At 61.3% G+C, this 21542-nt stretch carries 20 protein-coding genes and 1 other RNA gene; 6 read left to right on the top strand and 15 right to left on the bottom strand.

What is annotated here, in order from left to right:
• Positions 1-210 precede the first annotated feature (210 nt).
• The 14 genes from ssrA to galE all read right to left on the bottom strand — a co-directional run bounded on the left by ssrA (position 211) and on the right by galE (position 11719).
• Positions 211-579: a transfer-messenger RNA gene (gene ssrA, locus BMX78_RS01775) on the bottom strand.
• A 77-nt stretch (positions 580-656) separates the two neighbouring features.
• Complete coding sequence (gene smpB / locus BMX78_RS01770; protein WP_050054575.1) at positions 657-1130, bottom strand: SsrA-binding protein SmpB; 474 nt, start codon at positions 1128-1130, stop codon at positions 657-659.
• An 85-nt stretch (positions 1131-1215) separates the two neighbouring features.
• Positions 1216-2643, bottom strand: a complete 1428-nt coding sequence (locus BMX78_RS01765) for a M23 family metallopeptidase (protein ID WP_170850655.1) — start codon at positions 2641-2643, stop codon at positions 1216-1218.
• A 26-nt stretch (positions 2644-2669) separates the two neighbouring features.
• Positions 2670-3584, bottom strand: a complete 915-nt coding sequence (ftsX, locus tag BMX78_RS01760; protein WP_091415621.1) for a permease-like cell division protein FtsX — start codon at positions 3582-3584, stop codon at positions 2670-2672.
• A complete protein-coding gene (gene ftsE / locus BMX78_RS01755) occupies positions 3581-4360 on the bottom strand; it encodes a cell division ATP-binding protein FtsE (protein WP_091415619.1) in 780 nt (259 codons plus the stop codon). Before ftsE ends, ftsX begins: the two co-directional genes overlap by 4 nt.
• A 161-nt stretch (positions 4361-4521) precedes the next feature.
• Positions 4522-5637, bottom strand: coding sequence for a peptide chain release factor 2 (gene prfB / locus BMX78_RS01750; protein ID WP_091415617.1), 1116 nt, complete (start codon positions 5635-5637; stop codon positions 4522-4524).
• Positions 5638-5741: 104 nt separating this feature from the next.
• Entirely contained in the window at positions 5742-6155 is a 414-nt protein-coding gene (locus BMX78_RS01745) for a pilus assembly protein TadG-related protein (RefSeq protein ID WP_091415615.1), read from the bottom strand.
• Between the two features lie 29 nt (positions 6156-6184).
• Entirely contained in the window at positions 6185-6577 is a 393-nt protein-coding gene (locus BMX78_RS01740) for a hypothetical protein (RefSeq protein ID WP_353615418.1), read from the bottom strand.
• A gap of 100 nt (positions 6578-6677) precedes the next feature.
• A complete protein-coding gene (locus BMX78_RS01735; protein WP_091416039.1) occupies positions 6678-7100 on the bottom strand; it encodes a TadE/TadG family type IV pilus assembly protein in 423 nt (140 codons plus the stop codon).
• Positions 7101-7142: 42 nt separating this feature from the next.
• Complete coding sequence (locus BMX78_RS23815; RefSeq protein WP_091416036.1) at positions 7143-7439, bottom strand: hypothetical protein; 297 nt, start codon at positions 7437-7439, stop codon at positions 7143-7145.
• 67 nt (positions 7440-7506) lie between these two features.
• Positions 7507-8445, bottom strand: coding sequence for a type II secretion system F family protein (locus BMX78_RS01725; protein ID WP_091415612.1), 939 nt, complete (start codon positions 8443-8445; stop codon positions 7507-7509).
• Positions 8445-9302: a type II secretion system F family protein gene (locus BMX78_RS01720; RefSeq protein ID WP_502686259.1), complete on the bottom strand. Its 858-nt coding sequence runs from the start codon at positions 9300-9302 to the stop codon at positions 8445-8447. The genes BMX78_RS01725 and BMX78_RS01720 overlap by 1 nt, the downstream gene beginning before the upstream one ends.
• Positions 9299-10522 (bottom strand): TadA family conjugal transfer-associated ATPase, encoded by a 1224-nt coding sequence (locus tag BMX78_RS01715; protein ID WP_091415607.1) that lies wholly within the window; start codon positions 10520-10522, stop codon positions 9299-9301. The genes BMX78_RS01720 and BMX78_RS01715 overlap by 4 nt, the downstream gene beginning before the upstream one ends.
• A gap of 177 nt (positions 10523-10699) precedes the next feature.
• Positions 10700-11719 carry a UDP-glucose 4-epimerase GalE gene (galE, locus tag BMX78_RS01710; RefSeq protein WP_091415606.1) on the bottom strand — a complete coding sequence of 340 codons (1020 nt, stop codon included), beginning with the start codon at positions 11717-11719 and terminating at the stop codon, positions 10700-10702.
• A gap of 89 nt (positions 11720-11808) precedes the next feature.
• Here galE and BMX78_RS01705 point away from each other — a divergent pair, with 89 nt between their 5' ends.
• The 4 genes from BMX78_RS01705 (at position 11809) to BMX78_RS01690 (ending at position 17905) form a co-directional block, all read left to right on the top strand.
• Positions 11809-12960, top strand: a complete 1152-nt coding sequence (locus BMX78_RS01705; RefSeq protein WP_170850654.1) for a glycosyltransferase family 4 protein — start codon at positions 11809-11811, stop codon at positions 12958-12960.
• Positions 12961-13041: 81 nt separating this feature from the next.
• Positions 13042-14025, top strand: coding sequence for a GDP-mannose 4,6-dehydratase (locus BMX78_RS01700; protein ID WP_091415602.1), 984 nt, complete (start codon positions 13042-13044; stop codon positions 14023-14025).
• Positions 14022-15038 carry a GDP-mannose 4,6-dehydratase gene (locus BMX78_RS01695; RefSeq protein WP_091415600.1) on the top strand — a complete coding sequence of 339 codons (1017 nt, stop codon included), beginning with the start codon at positions 14022-14024 and terminating at the stop codon, positions 15036-15038. Before BMX78_RS01700 ends, BMX78_RS01695 begins: the two co-directional genes overlap by 4 nt.
• A gap of 209 nt (positions 15039-15247) precedes the next feature.
• Complete coding sequence (locus BMX78_RS01690; protein WP_170850653.1) at positions 15248-17905, top strand: GH25 family lysozyme; 2658 nt, start codon at positions 15248-15250, stop codon at positions 17903-17905.
• A 106-nt stretch (positions 17906-18011) separates the two neighbouring features.
• On the opposite strand, the gene BMX78_RS01685 is transcribed toward BMX78_RS01690, so the two are convergent.
• Complete coding sequence (locus BMX78_RS01685) at positions 18012-19298, bottom strand: hypothetical protein (RefSeq protein WP_091415595.1); 1287 nt, start codon at positions 19296-19298, stop codon at positions 18012-18014.
• A gap of 158 nt (positions 19299-19456) precedes the next feature.
• Here BMX78_RS01685 and BMX78_RS01680 point away from each other — a divergent pair, with 158 nt between their 5' ends.
• On the top strand, positions 19457-20344 hold the full coding sequence (locus BMX78_RS01680) for a glycosyltransferase (protein ID WP_091415592.1): 888 nt from the start codon (positions 19457-19459) through the stop codon (positions 20342-20344).
• 61 nt (positions 20345-20405) lie between these two features.
• Entirely contained in the window at positions 20406-21515 is a 1110-nt protein-coding gene (locus BMX78_RS01675) for an NAD-dependent epimerase/dehydratase family protein (RefSeq protein ID WP_091415590.1), read from the top strand.
• Positions 21516-21542 lie beyond the last annotated feature (27 nt).

Below are 21542 nucleotides of genomic sequence, written 5' to 3'. Positions count from 1 at the left end.
GGATCCCGGCGGCATTGCTTGTCCGGGTCCTACCGGTGACAACGATCGGTAGCGGGTGCATAGTCCCCGCTGCGCTACGCCGTCGGTGAACGGGGTGTAAGGGGCCCACTGGCCAGGCTGCCCAGCCCCCGGGCAAAGAAAAACACCCCGGTCCGAGGACCGGGGTGTTTTCCCGATGAATCCCTCCCCAAGGGGAGATATCCATCACAAATGTGGAGATGGGGGGAATTGAACCCCCGTCCGATGTCGTGTTGTCAGGGCTTCTCCGGGCGCAGTTTGCGTCGGATTTTCTCGGCCCCAGCCATGCTGCAAACAGCTGGCTGATCCGGGCCCAGTCATCTAAGAGTCCCGTTCACCCCGATGACGGAGGTGGACAGCAGTGGCTATCTAAATGACGCCAGGATCCGGGGCGATAGCAACCTCGGGCTGACGGACTGTCTTACTGCTTAGGCAGCAAGAGCGAAGTCAGTGCGCTTAGAATTGGCACTTATTGGTTTGCAGACAGCGTTTACGAGATAATTCTGCATCCTCGGCCCGCTTCACCTGTCGCGACTAACATCGTCGAAACCGATCATCCCCATATTTTGTTACCAAACCGGTGGGCAAGCCCGCCGGACTACCTACTATAACTCATCCTTCAGGGAATTCATTCCAGCCTAGCGCCGGCGGTTGCGCTCCCGCATTTCGCGCTGCGCTTCGCGGTTGTCCTGCTGTTCGCGGAGGGTCTGCCGCTTGTCGTACTCGCGTTTGCCGCGGGCCACGCCGATTTCGACCTTGGCCCGGCCATCAACGAAGTACAACTGCAGGGGAACGATCGTGTAGCCCGATTCGCGCACTTTGTGCGAGATCTTGATAAGTTCCTCGCGGTGCAGCAGCAGCTTCCGGCGGCGCCGTGCCGCGTGGTTGGTCCAGCTGCCCTGGTTGTACTCCGGGATGTGAATGGCTTCCATCCACAGCTCGTCGTTGTAGAAGGTGCAAAATCCGTCCACCATGGAGGCATGGCCCTCGCGCAGGGACTTTACTTCGGTTCCCATCAGCGCGATTCCAGCCTCGTAGGTGTCCAGCACATGGTAGTCGTGCCGGGCCTTGCGGTTGGTGGCCACCACTTTACGGCCACTTTCTTTAGGCAAGGGAAAGCTCCTCAGTTCAAGAATCGGATGTCCTCCAGGCCAGCCGGCGCGGAGTCATACCAGTGTACGGCAGGCTAATGACCCCCTACAGCAGTCCCATCGGGTCCACGGCATTGCCGTTCAGCCAGGTTTCAAAGTGGGCGTGGCAGCCGGTGGAATTGCCGGTGTTGCCGGAGTAGGCAATCAGCTGTCCCTGCGATACCCGCTGGCCGTTCGAGACCACGATGCTGGAGTTGTGGTAGTAGATCGTGTTCAGGGTGTTGCCTTCAACCAGGCCATGGGAGATCTTCACCCGCCAGCCGCCGCCGTCAGCTGAGTTCCAGCCTGAGCTGAAGACCTCACCCGCTGCCGCCGCATACACCGGCGTGCCGCACGCTGCGCCGAAGTCGATGCCGGTGTGCAGGTAGCCGCCCTGGCCGTAGAAGTCGATAGTTCCGGGGGGCGTTGCACGCCAGCCGAAGCCGGACGTGATGGGGACGCTGCCGTCAAAAGGATGCCGGAGGCCAAAGGCCGACGGCGAACCTACCGGCGGCACGAACGGCTGGACGGGGGGCGGCGGCTGGTTCCTCGCTGCCGCGGCCGCGGCCGCTGCTGCTGCGGCTTCCGCCGCGAGCCGGCGCTGCTCGGCTTCCCAGGCCTCGCGCAGTTTCCGGTCACGCTCCTCGATTTCGGCTGCCACGGCATTCTGGCTCGCCTGGACGCTGGCGAGCTGGGACTGGATGCCGGGCTTGGCAGCCTGCAGTTCAGCGTCAAGGCGCGTGGTGTCCGCGATCAGCCGGTCCACCTCGTCCTTCCTGGCAGCTGCCTCGTCCCGGGCTGCTTTCTCCCGCTCAAGGGCGGCGTCAGCCTTGGCCTTCAAGTCCTTGATTTCCGCTTCGACTGCTTGAAGGCGTGCTTCGGAGTTGACGTTGGTGGCATTCTGCTGGGACAGCTTGTCCATGGCAGCGTTCTGGCTGCGCATGGCCTGGTCCGCAAGATCCATGGTTTCGGTCAGGCTTCCGCCGTTGTTCGAGCCGAAGAACAATGACAGGTTGGACGGCACTCCCCCGGACTTGTAGGCCTGGGTGGCGATCTGGCCGATCAGCTTCTTGGTATCGGCAATCTTTTGTTTGTCCGTTTCGAGCTGCTGCGTGATTTTGGCCTTGTTCTGCTGGGCCATGTCCACACGGGCGGAGAGCGCTTCCACTTCCTTGACTGCCCCGGCAACGCGGCCCTGCGCCTCAAGGAGTGCCTGCTGGGCGCCGGGCAGCTGGCCCTGGTAGATGACCAGGTCCGATGCAGCCTTGGCGATGCGTGAATCAACGAATTCCAGTGACTGCTGGACCCTGGCGGCTTCGGCTTCAAGCGCCTTCTGCTTGTCTTCAAGCTCGTCGGCGAAAGCTGCCGGGGTGGAGGAAGCGAGCCCTGCGGCGAGGACAACAGCGAGCACTGCGCTCATCACGCCGGCGCGTCGGGGGGCCTTGCGCCGGGTTGCCTGCGGGCGCCGGGGGGACGTTGGATCCGTTACGTTCATGGGCATTCCTTGTTCGGTTTGCATACCTAGACCCGAAGGTATCGGCGCAAGGTCAAGAGAGACGAAATTCCCGCCAAGGATCCGCCAAGGATTATCAGAGCCGGTGCCAGGATGAGCGTCTGGCCCGAGGAGATGAAGGCCGTATCCGGGTATTGCTGGGACATGTACTCGCCGAGGAAGAAGTGCGCGACGGCCCACAATGTGGCGGATGCAAGGGCAGCCCCAATGACTGCCGCAATGACGCCTTCGAGGATGAACGGCAGCTGGATTACTGTCTTTGATGCGCCCACCAGGCGCATGATGCCCGTTTCCCGCCGCCGGCTGAAGGCGGAGAGCCGGATGGTGGTGGCGATCAGCAGGATGGCGCAGACGATCATCACACCGGCGATGCTGACGGCCACCAGGGAAGCTCCGTTCATCACCGAGAACAGCCGTTCGAGCAGCTGGCGCTGGTCAATGACGGTCTCCACGCCCGGCTGTGACGCGAAGGTCTCGCTGATGATCTGGTATTTCTCCGGGTCCTTCATGTTGATCCTGAAAGATGCCGGCAGTTGGTCCGGAGTCACGGAGTCCACGATGGGTGAGTTCGAGAACTGGTCCTTGAAGTGCTTGTAGGCCTCGTCTTTGGACTCGTACTGGAAGTCGTTGATGTACTGGGCCACCGCAGGGGATTCCAGGAGGGAGTTCAGGCTCTGTTGCTGCTCTGCGGTAACGGGCCCGCCGGCGCAACCGGCCGCCGTCGAGCCTTCACTGCACAGGAAGATGGCCACCTGGACTTTGTCGTACCAGTAGCCCTTCATCTGGTTGATCTGCATCTGGAGCATGCCCGCAGCTCCCACGAAGGTGAGCGAGACAAAAGTGACCAGGATGACTGAGACAACCATGGAGAGGTTGCGGCGGAGGCCGCTGCCGATCTCGCTGAGGATGAATGCAAGCCTCATCGCTGTCCCTCGCCTTCGCCCGGCTGTCCGGCGTCGGGGGTCTCCCGGCCGCTGGCGTCCTTAAGCCTGCGTGACTGGCCGACGACGGGAATCATGGAGGTGTACAGCGCCTTGGCCTCGTCGCGGATGACCACGCCGTTCTTGAGCTCCACCACGCGTTTGCGCATTTCGTTGACGATGTCGTCGTCGTGCGTGGCCATCACCACGGTGGTTCCGTTTTGGTTGATCTTGTCCAGGATTCCCATGATGCCCATGGACGTTGTGGGGTCCAGGTTTCCAGTGGGCTCGTCCGCGAGGAGGATTCCCGGCCGGTTGACCACTGCACGGGCTATGGCCACGCGCTGCTGCTCACCGCCGGAGAGTTCGTGGGGCATGCGGTGCTCCTTGCCCTCCAGGCCAACGGTCTTCAGGACCTCGGGAACGGTGTCGCGGATGACGCTGCGGCTCTTGCCGATGACCTGCATGGCGAAGGCCACGTTGGCGAAGACGTTCTTCTGCGGCAGGAGGCGGAAGTCCTGGAAGACGACGCCGATTCCCCGGCGGAGCCGCGGGACGCGCCAGCTGGAGATCTTGGCGACGTTCTGGCCGGCGACGTAGACGGCGCCGGAGGTTGCGCGGTCTTCCTTCAGGACGAGTCGGAGGAAGGTGGATTTGCCGGAGCCTGACGCGCCGACGAGGAAGGCGAATTCGCCGCGGTCAATCTCAAGGTTGACAGAGTCCAGCGCAGGCCGGGCTTTCTGGTCGTAGACCTTGGTGACATTTTCGAATCGGATCATGGCCCTAAGTACCCTGCAGGGCATGGCTGATTCTGATGCAGCCCAGTTCTGCAGCCGGTGCGCGGGTTTTCGTTTGGGGAAAGTTGGGCCCCGGCCCCTCGACTATACGCAGGGCAACCTGTGAATCAGGCTGGTTTCAAGGGGCGTGTCGCTTGAGGCTGCTACTTCTCGGCGTTGCGGTTGTCCGTGCGCCAGCGGATACCGGCGTCGATGAAGTCATCGATTTCGCCATCGAAGACGGCACTGGTGTTGCCCACCTCGTGCTCGGTCCGCAGGTCCTTGACCATCTGGTACGGGTTGAGGACATAAGAGCGCATCTGGTCGCCCCAGGACGCTTTGACGTCTCCGGCCAGCGCTTTCTTTTCGGCGTCTTCCTGCTCTTTCTTGAGGAGCAGGAGCCGGGACTGGAGCACGCGCATAGCGGCGGCACGGTTCTGCAGCTGCGATTTCTCGTTCTGCATGGACACCACGGTGCCGGTGGGAATGTGGGTCAGGCGGACGGCGGAGTCCGTGGTGTTGACGGACTGGCCGCCGGGCCCGGAGGAGCGGAACACGTCCACGCGGATTTCGTTGTCCGGGATTTCGATCGAGTCGGTCTGCTCAATGAGCGGGATGACTTCGACGGCCGCGAAGGACGTCTGGCGACGGCCCTGGTTGTCGAAGGGGCTGATCCTGACCAGCCTGTGGGTTCCGGCTTCAACACTGAGAGTTCCAAAGGCGTACGGGGCTTTGACCTCGAAGGTAGCCGACTTCAGTCCGGCTTCCTCGGCATAGGACGTGTCCATGACGGTGGTGGGGTAACCGTGGCGTTCCGCCCAGCGGAGGTACATGCGCATCAGCATCTCGGCGAAATCAGCTGCGTCCACGCCGCCGGCTCCGGCCCGGATGGAAACTACGGCCTCGCGCTCGTCGTACTCACCCGACAGCAGGGTAACAACTTCCAGTTCCTTCAGGGCCTTCTTGATCGACTCAAGTTCGGCTGCCGCATCCGCCATGGAATCGGCGTCGTCCTCGTCCTGTCCAAGCTCCACCAGGACTTCGAGGTCATCGATCCTGGAAACGAGCCTGTTGAGACGCTCCAGTTCAGTTTGTCGGTGTGACAGGCGCGAGGTGATTTTTTGTGCCGCTGCCGGATCGTCCCAGAGATCCGGTTCGCCTGCCCGCTCGCTCAGTTCGGCGATGTCTTCCTTCAGTGCCTCTACGTCGGAAACTCGCTCAATGGATTCGTACGTGGCGCGAAGGGCGCGGATTTCAGCGGAAAAATCAATATTGGCCATGGTTGTTTAAGCCTACGCTATCCGGGAAGGGCCTGATCCTGGCTGCTGTCCCCTCGGCCTGCAGCACATAGTTCGCACTTTCCGAGCCCTGACCATTAGGGCCGTCAACGGGTGAGCCGGGAGCGTGCGGTGGAGGTCGCCTCGATGGTTATCCCGGCGGGCATCAGGAAGTTCACCACAGGCGGGTGCACTACGGCCGTGAGCACCACGACGGCGGTGGATCCATCAGGTGTGCCGGTCGTCCCCGCGACGGCGAGCCCGTCAAAGCGCTGCGAGGCGGGGCTCCTCGACACAAAGTCGGCTGCCACGTTCCTGACCCTGGCTGAGCTGAGAACCGCCGACGGACTGCCGCCCTGCGTTGCCGCTTCGCCCAGCGTGTAGCTGTCCGCCGCCGCGACGGAGGCGCCGTCGGCCAAGGACAGCAGACGCTTATGTTCGAGGTACACCGAGGAGATTCCGATGACCACTGTAGTCACCAGCAAGGCCAGCACAACGTAGCCAAGGATCATCACCATCATCTGGCCGTCTTCGTTCGTTGGATGTTTTCTCACCGGTATCTGCCCACGAGTTGAGTGGACGACGCCTCCACTTCGCTGGCGCTGAGCCGGAAGCCATCGTTGAAAGGCAGGAACGGGAGCGGCACTGTCAGGTTCACAGTCACGGTGACAGTGCTTCCGGCAGCCTGGCAGTCTGCCGGAGTACACGTTGTTGCCACCCGGGCCCCTTCAGGCGGATGTCCGAAATCGGCCAGCGCGATCGCCACGGCCTGTTCGGCGGCAGCCTGGGCGGTGGCAGCATCAGGCTGGGCGATGTAGACCTTGGCCGCCTGGTCTGCCGCACCGACCACGGCAAAGGAACCGCCCTGGATCTGGCTCATGGTGATGATGAAGTACACCAACGGAACCATCAGCAGGAGCGCGAGAAAGGTGAACTCAACCACGGCGCTCCCCCGTTCGTGCTGGTGGGCGCCCGACTGCCAGCTTCCTGGACCCTGGCATAGGCTTTCCCGCAGCCGGGCGCGGAAGCGAAGCCGGGTGGATTCACGGTTGCATCGCGGCATGGCCCTTCACCTCCAGCATGTCGCGGGGTCCGATAAGTCCGATCACCGGCATCGGCGCCCGGACCGTCACCTCGAGGGTCCGCAGGCCCTGATAGGTGACCTCACTGGTGCTGACTTGTTCCGCAAACCCTGTGTTTAGGGCGGCCTGGATCAGGCTGCGGGTACGTTCCTCGGCATCACCGGCACCACGGTCAGCGAGCGTTCCATAACGGGCCCCCGATGCCGCAGCATCGATCAACGTATTCCTTACATGCAGGACCAGGGTCAACTGGATGATCGCGAGGAAAAACAAGGTGAGCAGGCTGCCCACTAGGACAAAGTCGACCACGGCCGAGCCCCGCTCGCCGGGCTCGGCTTCCGGCTTGACCCCGCCCTGCGCAAAGCTTTTTCGTCTGCTGTCCAGGGCGTAGTCGTTGGCCCCGCCGCGGGCAGACGGCGACACAGCCTAGCTTCCGACCTTGTCCATCGCCTGATTGAACATGGCTTCCAGCGCGGGACCCGCGAGCGCCAGCAGCGCGGCAACCAATACTGCCGACATCAACGTGATCATGACCCAGCCAGGAACGTCGCCCCGCTCGGGATTATCGACGTGTTTGGTCCTTCTGACGGGGCCGCCTACTGGCAGCTGGTCTTGGCTTGTCCCGACTTGCAGTCTCCTACGCTTTCCGGCGCTCACGCCCGGAAGCAGCGCTGCCGTAAGTGACAGGAACAGCACCATGCAGCGAATCCCCATTTTCTCCATCATTTCCGTCCTAATTCCTGCTTGATATTTCGACTGTTGGTTTTTCTTCGTGGATTTTGTCTTGCCGTCAAAATCCGAGGTTGATCGCCGCGATGCCGGGAAAGACCGCAAAGACCACGGTCAAGGGCAACACCCCAAAGACAAGCGGCACCATCATGGCAATCTCTTTCTTTCCCGCGGCCTCCATCAGGTCGCGCTTGGCCGTATCCCGGACGTCCTGTGCCTGCGCACGGAGCACGTCGGCCAAGGGAGTACCCCGCTCGACAGCCACGACGATCCCGTCGACGAACCGGACCAGCGGCGCGAGGTCTGTTCGTGATGAGAATTCCTGGAGCGCCTGGACCAAGGGTTTACCTGCCCTGGTTTCGGCAAGAACCTTCGAGAACTCCTTCGTGAGTTCACCCCTGGCGCTGCGGCAGACGCGGTCCAAAGCGCCAGTGGCGCTTTCCCCTGCGCTGACGGCCAATGCCATAAGTTCAGCAAGGCTTGGGAATTCTGCCATCATCCTCGACTCCCTGCGCTTTATTTGGACGCCCAGCCAGTAGTCGCGGAACATGAAGCCGCCGACGGCACATCCCAGCACGGCCACCGCGGCCAGCAATGCATTAAATCTTCCGGAAGCCGCACCAAGGACAATAAGGGCGATTGATGCAGCGAACCCGGTCGCTGCCCATAACAGCTGCTCGGCCCGGAAATCCACCGGTGACTTGTTGATTCCGGCCTGGGCCAGTCTTCGAGCCGTAGCCCTGGACACCGGGTTTAGCCTGCCAAGTGCGGAAAGTCCGTCGCGCAGCAGCGGGCGAAGAATCCGTTCCAGGGGACCAAAAGGGGTGACGTTCTGGTCCGCGCTGCGGAGCAGCCTTGACTCAAGATTTTGCGATTTCAGCTGCGGCTCGATGCGCTGCGACAGCGTAACAGCACGCATCCAGGGAGAACGGAAAAGGGTGAGCCACAGGCCTAACGCCATCACCACTCCGCAGACAACAGCGGGAGGCGAAATATCCATCACCTGAGCACCCTCTCATCCTGCGGCAGCGCACCGATCCGAAGCATGATGGAGTAGCAAACCAGGGAGACGACCAGCCCGCCAAGCAGGACGGCGGCGCCCACTGGAGTGTTGTAGGCCTGCACTGCCTCCGGTCTTGTTGCCAACAGCATCATGACAATCCAAGGCGCTGCAACGGCGAGCCTTGCCGCATTGATGGTCCAGGACTGCCGGGCTTCCAACTCGCTCCGCGTTCGCGCATTTTCCCGCAGAAACTCTGCCAAAGTCCCGAGGAGCTTGCCAAGGTCCGAGCCACCAACTTCCCGTGTCAGGCGGAGGGCTTCGACGATCCGGTCTGCTACCGGATCAGCGAGCCGGTGCTTGAGTTGGTTGAGAGATGCTTCGAATTGGCCGCCGGCCCGGTAGTCGGCTCCGAAGTCACGGAAAACGTGCCGCAACCCTTCGGGTCCTTTGTCACCCAGCTGGATCAGGGCTTCCGGAAGCGGCAACCCGGCCCGGATGGCGGAACGCAGGTGGTCCACGACATCAGGCCACAGGGTGCCCAGCAATGCGCTCCTCCGCTTTGCCTTCCAGCGAAGGCCCGTGATGGGCAGCCAGGCGCCGAAGAGGCCGAAGCAGAAGGAGATCGGCCACGAACGGGTAACAGCGAAAAAGATCAGGGCGACGAAAAATCCCAGGCCCGCACACGAGCCAAGGAGGCCAGTGGGCGACACTTTCTCGATGCCGGCCCCGGCGAGGAGGTCCGCGAGGCGGCTCGCTTTTTCTTTAGGAACTGCCGGTTTCGGCGACTCCCAGAAGGACCACCAGATCAGGAAAAGCCCTGTTCCGGCCGTAACTCCAAGAAGGGCCGACATCATCGCGCATCCAGCAGCGCGGCGACGTCATAACCTGCCTTAGAGAACTTCTCCTGCGCGGGCATCGAGCTGGTGCGTGGCTGCAGCGCACCTTCGACGACGGTGAACACTGGAGATGATTCGATAATCCCGTTCTCCACACGCCGGCCCAGCGAAAGGATTTCGGTAACTTCCCGGCGTCCGTCCGCCCGGCGGCTGCAATGGACCACCAGGTCAATGCAGGACGCGACTGTCGGGACCACGAAGGCGGAAGATATGTTCTCGCCTGCCAGAAGTGGAAGTGTACAAATTTTCGTGACGGCGTCATGGGCTGAGTTTGCGTGGACAGTGCACATTCCCGGCAAGCCTGAATTCAAGGCTATGAGCATGTCGAGGCTTTCGGCTTCCCGGACTTCTCCTACAACCAGCCGGTCAGGACGCATTCGGAGAGCTTCCTTGACGAGCCGGCGCAGCGGAATTTCGCCTTCGCCTTCAAGGTTGGGCTGGCGGCACTGCAAACCAACAACGTCCCGCAAGGGGAACTGCAGTTCAAAGATCTCTTCCACCGTGATGACACGTTCCCGGCTCCCGATGCTCGCTGCGAGGCAGTTCAGCATCGTGGTTTTCCCGGCCTGCGTTGCTCCCGAGACGAGGATGTTGAGCCCGCTGGAAACTGCGGCGCCGAGGAAACGGGCCGCTTGGGGAGTCAGGGTGCCAAGCTCCACCAGGTGCTCGAGCCTGCTTGCCTTGACGACGAACTTCCTGATGTTGACTGCCCAATGCCGCCGTGTCACATCCGGGATGACCACGTGGAGCCTGGATCCGTCAGGAAGTGCTGCATCAACAAAGGGTGACGACATATCCAGTCGTCGCCCGGAGCTCTTGAGCATGCGCTCCACCAGGTCCCGCACCTGTTGCTCCGTCAGGCTGAGCGAGGTTAACTCCGATTCGCCGTTCCTGGCGACATAGATCTCGTTGGGGGCGTTGATCCAGACTTCCTCAATCGTTGGATCGTCCAGCAGCGGCTGCAGGACGCCGAATCCGGCGACCGCGTCAAAGAGGAACTTCCGCGCCGCCTCCAAGGGACCAATGGGAGGCAGCGGGCCCATCAGAGCACGTTCGTCGTAATCCGTTACTGCTGCCTCAACCAGGCGGCGAACTTCTCCGGCCTGGTGCAGGGGATCAAGCCCCCGGCGTCGGATCAGCTCGCGGACTTCGTCCTCTACAATTGCCAGCGCGTCCATGTGTTCCCCAATACAACTGCCGCCCCCGGCGGAGGCAGTGCAACTGGGTAAAGCCTAAGGAGCCTACAACACGCTGCCAAGTCATATCTGCGTCACTTGTGGATAATTATCCCGAAGGCCGCTGAGGGCGCCCTGCTGGAGCCCACGGCTCGCGGTCGTTGCGCTCCCGAATTGGGTTCAAACCGTCTGCTGGTATCCCATGGGGTTGTTTTCCTGCCAGCGCCAATGGTCCTGGCACATCTGCTGGAGGTTCCTGCGTGCCGACCAACCCAGATCTGCAAGCGCAGCAGACGGATCGGCGTAGCTGACGGCCGCGTCCCCCGGCCGTCGCGGCGCAAACTCATAGGGGATGGACCTGCCAGCGGCCGCCCCGAAAGCCTCTATGACTTCCAGCACTGATGATCCACGGCCAGTCCCCAGATTCCAGCGGAACACACCGTCTTTCGCCGCTACATATTTAAGGGCGGCCAAGTGACCCGCAGCAAGATCCATGACGTGGATGTAATCACGGACACCGGTACCGTCCGGCGTGGGATAGTCGTTGCCGAACACGAGCACCTTGTCGCGCCGGCCGACGGCGACTTGTGCCACAAATGGGAGCAAATTGTTGGGGGTGCCCTGTGGGTCCTCGCCGATGAGGCCCGATTCGTGGGCCCCCACAGGGTTGAAGTAACGGAGCAAGGCAATGCTCCAGTTCGGGCTGGCTGCGCCAAGATCCGAGAGGATATCCTCGATCTGCTCTTTGGTCCGACCATAGGGATTAGTGGCGTCCAAAGGCGATTTTTCGATCAGCGGGACCTCCTCCGAAGCCCCATAAACCGTGGCGGAAGAACTGAACACCAGGCGGCGGACGCCTGCTCCTTCCATGCTCTCCAACAGGTTAAGCGTCCCCACAACATTGTTCTTGTAGTACATCAAGGGCTTTTCAACGGACTCACCTACCGCTTTGAGCCCCGCAAAGTGCACTACAGCATCGAAGCCGCCCTCAGCGAAAACCTTGTCGATGGCGGCACCGTCCAGCAGATCCAGCTCCCGGAAATCAACCGGCTTGCCCGTCAACTCTTCGACCCTGCGCAATGATTCGGGGCTCGAGTTCAACAGGTTATCGACCACTACGACGTCGTGGCCCTCTTCAAGGAGGCAGAGTGTCGTGTGCGATCCGATGTAGCCGGCGCCACCGGTGACCAATATCTTCATGCACAACAGTCTAGGGTGGCCATCAGTGCCGACAGCAAGCGCCGCCGGGTCCGAGGTGGCAGGTTAGCCCCGACGCTAGGATGTTCAGCATGACAAACCCTGATTCCGCCCTGCCGCACCGCCCACAAGACGAGTCCAGCAAGGTGCTGAACGTGGGCGTTTCCATGCTCACTCTCGTCCCGGGAGGGATGGGCGGCAGCGAGACCTACGCCCGTGAGCTCACGCGCCAACTTGCTGCATCGAACACGGTCAAGGCAACCTGCTACGTCAACGGTGCAGCACGGGGTTTCTCAGAGGGGACGGACGAAATAGTGGTTCCCGGGCTCGCCGGAGGCTCTTCCACCGGTCAACGACTGGCCACACTGGCCAAGGGGATGATCAAGAGGAAGTCCATCCTCGGTTCAATGCGTCCTATGGATGTCTTCCACGTTCCGTTCACCGTCCCGCTGCCTAAGCCGGCCAAGGAAACACCGTTCGTCCAGACCCTGCTCGACGTACAGCACCTTGACCTCCCGGAGCTTTTTGGTCCGGCCGACAAGCTCTACCGCAAAGTCTTTTATGAAAAAGCGGCCCGCGATGCGGATGCGATCGTCACTATCAGCGACTTCGCGAAGGAGAGCATCGTCAACCATCTGGGAATCGATCCGGAGAAGATCTTTACAGCGCACCTTGGCGTCGACGCAAAAGAGTTCACGCCGAACCTGGGACAACGTGGCAAGTTCATCATGTACCCGGCGAGGGGCTGGAAGCATAAGAACCATGCCACCCTCTTCGAGGCCATGAAACTGCTCGCTGTCTCGGACCCTGAGCTGCGCCTCATACTGACCGGCGGAGCACTCGAGACGCTCACGGATATCCCTGCCAACGTTGAAGTTCGGGGCCTCGTGCCGTTGGCCGAGCTCAGGGAACTGTACCGGACCGCCGCCTGTATGGTCTTCCCAAGTCTCTATGAGGGCTTTGGGCTCCCTCCGCTGGAAGCGATGGCCTCCGGGTGCCCTGTGGCGAGCTCCACGGCGGGGTCCTTGCCCGAAATAGTCGGTGACGCAGCCGTTCTCTTCGATCCTGAAGACCCTGAGGCCATTGCATCCGCAGTCCGGACCGCCATAGCCAGGACGGAAGAATTGCAAACGCTTGGATTGCGGCAGGTACAGAAGTTCACTTGGAAGCACTGCGCCGAAGTTCACGAGCAGGCCTACCGCTACGCCTTCAACCGGCGTACCAGGGACAGCTCCGCAGCCTGAGCCAGCCGACGGCTCCCCGGGTCAATTCGCCCGCCATATATAGTGGCATAAGCCCAGCAAACAATATCTAAGGACCTTTCCATGCCCCGTGCGCTAATTACCGGAATCACTGGCCAGGACGGCCTGTACCTCGCCGAGCTTCTTGTCTCGAAGGGCTACGAAGTGTTTGGCCTCATCCGGGGACAGAACAACCCGAAGCACGACCTGGTCCGCCAGACCGTTCCTGAAGTCAAGCTGCTGACCGGGGATCTGACGGATGTCTCCTCACTGGTGCGGGTGCTCGGCATCGCTCAGCCCGACGAGGTGTACAACCTCGGGGCAATCTCCTTCGTGGCCTATTCCTGGGAAAACGCCTCACTGACCAGTGATGTGACGGGCAAGGGCGTCCTGAACATGCTCGAAGCTACGCGTCTTTACGCCGGTGATGACATCTCCAAGGTGCGTTTCTACCAGGCGTCCTCCTCCGAGATGTTCGGCAAGGTCCAGCAGGTGCCTCAAACGGAGGAAACCCTCCTCTGGCCTCGATCGCCCTATGGGGTCGCCAAGGTATTCGGCCACTACATGACCATCAATTACCGCGAGTCCTACGGCATGCACGCATCCAGTGGCATCCTGTTCAACCATGAATCGCCGCGTCGCGGGCCCGAATTCGTAACCCGTAAAGTTTCTCTCGCCGTTGCACGCATCAAGCTGGGCCTGCAGAACGAGATTGTGCTCGGAAACCTCGACGCCAAGCGTGACTGGGGCTTTGCCGGGGACTACGTCGAAGCCATGTGGCTCATGCTCCAGCAGCCGGAGGCTGATGATTACGTCATTTCCACCGGCGAAACCCATTCGATCGAAGAACTTCTCCAAGCGGCATTCGATGCAGCGGGCCTTGATGATTGGCGGCAGTATGTCAGGCAGGACCCGCGCTTCATGCGTCCTGCTGAAGTTGACCTGCTGATCGGAAACGCCGCAAAGGCGCAGGAAAAGCTCGGCTGGAAGCCGAAGGTCTCCTTCAATGAGCTTGTTCGCATGATGGTGGAGAACGACATTGCCGAGCAGTCGGCCCTGATGCGGTGAATCGGCAGAACAACGCTGGAACAGGCCCCGGCACCGCTTTCATTACGGGCGTAACAGGGCAGGACGGCTCTTATCTGGCGGAATCGCTCCTGTCCCAGGGTTGGGAGGTGCATGGCCTCGTCCGCCACGCGCCGGCACACGTCAACGACGGCGAGACTACCGTTGACGGGGTTGAATACCACCTTGGCGATTTGTCCCGGCCGAACGACGTGGGCTCAGTCCTGAAATCTGTCACGCCGGACCTGGTGTTCAACCTGGGCGGCATCAGCTCTGTGTATCAGTCCTGGCAGCAACCCTACGAGACCGCCATGGTTTCCGGCGCTTCCGTGGTGTCCATGCTCGAGGCGACGTGGCAGCTGCAGCAGGCTACCGGGAAGGAAATACGCTTTCTTCAAGCTTCCAGTGCCGAATTGTTTGGAGAGGCAAAGTCTGCGCCGCAGAACGAAAGGACGCCCATAAGCCCCGTGTCTCCATACGGCGCTGCTAAAGCGTTTGCCCATCACGCGGTCAGCGTCTACCGGGGACGCGGGATGTTCGCAGCATCAGCGATTCTCTACAATCACGAATCTGTGCGCCGCCCGGCTAAATTCGTGACCCGCAAGATCACCGCTGGGGCGGCGGCGATCGCAGCCGGCAAGCTGGACAAGCTTTCCTTGGGCAACCTGAATGCTGTGCGGGACTGGGGCTGGGCGCCTGACTTCGTCGACGCCATGGAAAGGATCGTAAGCGCGGCCAACCCTTCGGATTTTGTGGTGGCCACCGGCGTTTCGCATTCCGTGCAGGACTTCGTGGAGGCAGCTTTTGCCGCGGTTGGCATCGACAACTGGCGGTCTGTGGTGGAGCTCGACGAATCTCTGGCGCGTCCCAGTGATGCTGCTGAGATGAGGGGAGACATCACCAAAATCTCCTCCGAGCTGGGATGGCGGCCGTCGATGGACTTTGAGTCCCTCGTGGCCGCGATGGTGAGGAACGACGAGGATCTGCTGGCAAAGGACAAGGCCCCGCACCTTTAACATTTGTATCAAAGGCAACTCTGGTTACATCAGTAACATTGGTGCTACATTGGCCGGGTCACAAAGGCTGTGGGGACAGTTTTCACTTCTCCGCGTCGGAAATGACGACCCGATTCTCATCGCCATATGTGCATTGCCGGCCGGAGTAAGTAATGAGCCCCACGTCTCCCCATCCCTCTCAGGATGCCAGTCCTTTAAAAGGCCGGCGCATGCTGGCAGCGGCGGTTCTCACTGCCTCACTTGTCGGGTCCCTGCTCGTTCCCGCAGCGCTGACCAGCGCTGCGGAACAGCCGGGATCCGGCCAGGGAAGCACATCGCTGCTGGCGTCCCCCTCGGCGTCGCCTACTGCCAGTACTGGACAGCCGACCGCCCTCCCCCAGGAATCCGTCGCCCCTGTAACGCCAGCCACGGCATCGGCATCAGCCGTTCCAGGAACCCCCATTGCGTCTGTTCCCGCCAGCCCCTCACCAACCGTCAGCGGCTCCCCTTTGCAGGACGACATCCTGACCAGACTGAAGGAAGCCCAGGGCGCCAACGGCGCACACATGGGACAGGGACTTGAGAAGCTGGCAAGACAGTCTGCTCCCGACAGACTCTCAGCCGAGGCCACCTACATGCCCCCCGGCATCCAGGGACTGGATGTCAGCAGCCACCAAGGCGCAGTGAATTGGCAGCAGCAGCGAAGCATGGGTGCTCAATTCGCATACGTCAAGGCCACAGAGGCCACGACATATCTCAACCCTGAATTCGCAGGGCAGTACAGCGGGGCGCGGAATGCGGGAATGATCCGCGGAGCCTACCACTTTGCCATCCCCAACGTCTCGTCCGGCGCCGCTCAAGCAGCCTACTTTGTCAGGAACGGCGGCGCCTGGAGCGGGGACGGCTGGACGCTGCCTCCACTCCTGGACATCGAATACAATCCTTATTCATCGCTTGGCAACACCTGCTACAACATGTCAGCAAGCGACATGATCCTTTGGATCGCGGACTTCTCGAACAACGTCTATGCCCTGACCGGGCGGTATCCCGCGATCTACACCACAACCGACTGGTGGACGCAATGCACAGGAAACACGCCAGCATTCCGTAACCAACCCCTGCACATCGCTTCCTACCGCACCGTGAGCCCCGGGACACTGCCCGCAGGATGGGCGAAGTACGACATCTGGCAATACAGCAGCCTGGGCCCCTTTGTCGGGGACTCGAACGTATTCAGCGGAAGCTACGCCGAACTGCAGGCCCTGGCGTCGGGATTCGACCCAATCCTCCAGAAATACGGAGAAATGGGCGGGTCATCCAGCCGGCTTGGCAATCAAACCCTCTCGCTCTACTGCGGGCTGGCTGCCGGAGGCTGCTACAGGCAGTACGACGGCGGCCAAATCCTTTGGAGCGGCGCCACAGGCGCCAACGCGGTGTACTTCAGTTCCATCGGTTCGGTGTGGCGCTCCTGGGGCGGCGTGGACGGCCGGCTGGGCTATCCAACATCGGACGAAAGCTGTTCGACCTCGGCTTGCCAGCAAAGCTTCCAAGGCGGCTCGATCTATTGGAGCACGGCGACAGCTTCAGCTCCCGTATTCCGTGGCGGCATTGGCACCAGGTGGCTGACTATGGGAGGGCCCTCAAGCACACTTGGGTACCCCACAGCTCCCGAATCATGCACAGCGACGGCCTGCACGCAGGCCTTCCAGGGCGGGAAAATCATCTGGACGGATGCTACCGGCGCCTGGGCTGTAACAAAGAGCGGCATAGGTTCGATGTGGACCACCCTCGGGGCGGAAAACGGAAGGCTTGGGTATCCCGTCGATAACGAGTCGTGCAACCCCGGCGGCTGCATTCAAAACTTCCAGGGCGGATCATTGGCCTGGTCGGCCGCTACGGGCGCCGTCCCGGTCTGGAACTCATCCATCGGGTGGAAATGGCGCGCCCAGGGGGGCTTGCTTAGCCAGTTGGGCGCTCCGTCGAAGACGGAGACGTGCGGTGCTGCCTCCTGCCGCCAGGCGTACTCGGGCGGGGAAATTTTCTGGGCGCAGGACAACGGGGCGAAAATTGTCGCTGCAGGCGAAATCTCCAAGAAGTGGAACGCCTCCCAAGCGGAAAACGGCCGCTTCGGAGCCCCTCTGGGAGATACCGTGTTCTGCAACGGTAAAGAGTGCTACCAGGATTTTGCCCGCGCCAGGATCCTCAAGGACCCGGACACGATCTCAGCCGCCTTTGGCGTTATGTGGCACAGCGGCATTGGAGCGCTGTGGAATTCCATGGGTGGACAGCAGGCCCGGTTGGGTTATCCAACAGGCGAGGAGTCATGTACAGGGAACGCCTGCCTGCAATCCTTCAAGGGCGGCACTATCTATTGGACTCCCGAAACGGGCCAGTGGGCCATATATACCGGCAGCATTGGCAATCTGTGGCGTGCTTTGGGGGCATCTTCCAGCCGGCTCGGCTACCCAACCAGCAACGAGACGTGCGGCATCGACTCCTGTAAGCAAAGCTTTCGAGGCGGCGACGTTCTCTGGTCCCGGAACACCGGCGCGGTAGCTGTCTACAAGGGCGGCATCGGTGCCTTGTGGGCTTCGATGGGCGCAGAATCAAGTCGGCTGGGATTCCCGACGGCGTCAGAAACGTGCGGCGCAACGTCTTGCGCGCAAAGCTTCGTCGGAGGCGAAATACTGTGGGCCTCGGGAGTTGGCATGGGCGCCGTGTACAACAGCGGCATTGGCGGCCTGTGGCGGTCCAACGGCGCGCAAACCGGGTTCTTTGGCTTCCCGACAAACAGCGAAACCTGCAGTGCCACTGAATGTTGGCAAAACTTCCAAGGCGGCTCCATCACTTGGAGTCCTGCCGCCGGTTACACCATCAGGCGGTACTAGGCGGCGGGAACGCAAACAACCTGTTAATAGAGTGCGGGCCTGCTCCAACGGAGTGGGCCCGCACTTTTGCTGTAAACCGTCTTGCTTTGGAACCCGACCGCGTCTTCTAGGAAGAAGCCGCCACGGGCTGTGACCGCGATAACGAGAGCGTGTGGATGACTACGCCAAGCAGAGGACCAGCAAGCAAGGACAGCACGGCACGCACGTCGGCATCCAGTGGCAATACCAGGACCAGCAGAGATACAGCGCTGGCGACCAGCCAACCGGTTGACGATACATGGTGCCTGTTCAACGCAACGCACATGCCGCCCGTCAGCGTAAGCAACGCAAGCACCGCCGCAGCCACTGTCAGACCCGCCAGCACCCACGGCGCGACATGGTAGTCGGAACCAAACAGCAGCACCATCAGCCAGGGGCCAATGAAATAGGCTGCCGCGGCCCCGACAGCTGCAACGCCGGCGATGGCGAGGGCGATGGGCTGAAGCGCTGCCAGCCCCCGGCTCCTATGCCTGACGAAATGCGCGATAGCCACGTTTTGGAACGTCCCCAGGGGCACCATGAGCGGAGCCCTCGTGAGGAGAATTGCAAGGAGAAGGGGCGCTGACGCAAGGTAGACATCCTCGGGCGTCGTGATTCTGTAGAGAATCGGAAAGCCCACCACAAGCGTCGCACTGGCAGACGTGGAAACGCTGGCGTGGCCTACCTTCCGGGCAAACTCCCACACGGGTACATCCAAGGGCTGCCGAAAGGCGGCACGCAACTTCGGACTGAACAAGGAGACAATCGCCCAGGCACAGGCTCCCGCAGCCGCGGCAGCGGCAAGGCCTGCAGTGGACCCGGCAATTATTCCGACGAGCAGCACCAGCAGAAGCCTAAAACAGGATTCGGATGCCACGAGTGCGGAAAAATTACCCCAGAGATGACGTCCGCTGAGAATGCCGGCTAAAGCGGCGTGGACAGAAAATGCAATGCATGCCCCTGCAAGGACCAGAACAAGTGCAAGCCAGTTCGGCCCCAGGACCGCCGGGCCCCACAGCATTGACGACAGCACGATGAGGACTGCCAGGGTTCCTGAGAGACTGAGGACAACGAAGAACAGCGGCACGGATTTCTGATGTTCCGACCCAGACCGTTGCGGTGCCGGATCAGCAGTATGAGCTGTCACGTAACGCAGGATTTCTGTCTGCAGGCCACCCAGTATCCCGAAGAGGAGGAAGAGAGCAGACCAGAATGCCAGGAATTCCGCGTTGTCAGCCTTGTTCAAAACTCTGGGCACGAACCAGATGACAAGGTAGCCTGCAGCCGCCGACGCCAGGGAAGCAAGCCCTACCGACGCGGCCTGACGTCCGGCTATCGTTGACTTATGTGAGGAGTTGCCCTCGATGCGGGTCATCCGTTGACCATTTGTGCCAAAGGGTGTAATTGCCGGCTAACTAGGGAAGTCATGGCAACATATTAGTGTTGGAGACGGGCCCGCACTCAATCGCCGCCGCCGTCCTGGCACCTCTGCATGAGCTCTGGAGAGCTCCCGCCATACTGGGAAGTTGGAAAATGCCGCTCGATATCTTTGTCCCCTACTGGGGCGATCCGGCCTTGCTCAAAGAGACTGTGGCCAGCGTCCTGGCCCAGGAAAATCCGGACTGGCTCCTTACCGTCATCGACGACTGCTACCCCGATCCAACGGTCCGCGAATACTTCGCAACCATTGACGACGAACGGGTCACGTACAAGCGCAACGAAACCAATAAGGGGATCACCGAAAACTACCGGACCTGCGTCAGCCAGGCCTCGGAGGAACTCATGGTCATCCTCGGCTGCGACGACGTACTGCTGCCGAACTACGTCGACGTTGTTCTCAGGGCACACGCCGATTTTCCCGATGCTTCAGTGATACAGCCCGGTGTCCAGGTCATCGATGAGACCGGACGGGTGGTGCGGTCGCTCGCCGATTCCGTGAAACGAAAGTTCGTGGGCCCGAAGACCACCTCACCGACAGTACTGGCCGGCGAACCCCTGGCAGTGAGCCTGCTGGGAGGAAACTGGCTGTATTGGCCCTCACTTGCATTCCGTACGGACGCTATCCGCCAGGTCAACTTCCGGGACGGGCTCCCCATTGTCCAGGATCTGGCGCTGGTGATGGACATGGTGCTCCAAGGTGCCTCACTCGTCCATGTACCGACACTGGCTTTTTCCTACAGGCGCCACTCCGAGAGCGCTTCGGCCGCTACATTGTCGGACGGGACCCGCTTCGCCGGAGACCGTGAATATGCCCGGATTGCCGCGGGACTCTGCCGTGACAAAGGTTGGAACAAGGCAGCGGCAGCGGCAAGGATCCGATGGACCTCACGGCTTCACGCACTCACTCTGTTGCCGGCCGCAGTATTCTCCCGCAACACAAAGGCGATCAGGGCAACTGCCAGGCACGCCTTCGGCTCCTGACCCGCAGCTATCCTGTGAGAAACTGGACGCTGAAGATGTCCGCCCCAGAAAGGCTTTACCTGTGACCCAGCCATCGTCCACGAATACGTCTCCCGCCAACCGGGGTACTGTCCTCGTCACAGGAGGTGCCGGATTCATCGGATGTGCCATCTCTTCTGCACTGGTGGCATCCTTTGACAGGGTCGTCGCGTTGGACAATTTGCATCCGCAGATTCATTCCGGCCAAACCCGGCCGACGGAGCTTGACCCGGGCGTAGAGCTGATTGTTGCAGACATCACTGACGCAAAAACCTGGGATGACGTACTCCCGGCCGTAGCCCCCGACGTCGTTATACACCTTGCGGCTGAAACGGGCACAGGCCAGTCCCTTGAGGAATCAACGCGCCATGCCATGGTCAACGTCGTGGGAACAACCCAGATGCTTGACGGGCTCAACCGCAGCGGGAAACTGCCGCGGCGAATCGTTCTGACCAGCAGCAGGGCGGTATACGGCGAAGGCGCGTGGAAGTCCGACATCGATGGACATGTCTTTTATCCTGGCCAGCGTTCCAATGAAATACTGTCCCGCTCTCAGTGGGACTTCCCCGATGCCCACCCCGTCGCGATGTCGGCCGCCGCTGTTGCACCGGCTCCCGTCAGCGTTTACGGATCCACCAAGCTTGCCCAGGAGAACATCCTGGAGTCCTGGTCGAAATCGTATGGAGTGGAAGCTGCTGTCCTGCGTCTCCAGAATGTCTACGGGCCCGGCCAGTCCCTGATCAACCCCTACACCGGCATCATGTCCCTTTTCTGCCGCATGGCCAAGGCCGGCAAGTCCATCCCGTTGTACGAAGATGGTGAAGTCCGTCGCGACTTCGTTTTGATCGATGACGTTGCGGCTGCAGTTGTTGCTGCAGCGGTGGCTGAAAAGGCACATGATGGGGCACTGGATATAGGTTCCGGAGAGTTCCAGACCATCCGGACTGCCGCTGAAATTATCAGCCGCTACTACGGAGCCCCCGAACCCCACGTGACGGGGCAGTTCCGTCAAGGGGACGTCCGGCACGCCTGGGCCGATGTCGAGCCCGCAAAGGCTCAGCTTCCCTGGGAGCCACGCTACAACCTTGAAGCCGGCATTTCCCGCCTTGCCGAGTGGATTGACGGACGGTTGCCGGCGGAAGCTGCCCTCTAGTCCGGCAGAATCGGCAAACAGCGGGAG

Source organism: Arthrobacter sp. OV608 (assembly GCA_900110595.1).
GTDB lineage: Bacteria > Actinomycetota > Actinomycetes > Actinomycetales > Micrococcaceae > Arthrobacter.
The sequence above is the reverse complement of the archived record's forward strand: the minus strand, read 5'-3'. Positions and strand labels throughout refer to the sequence as shown.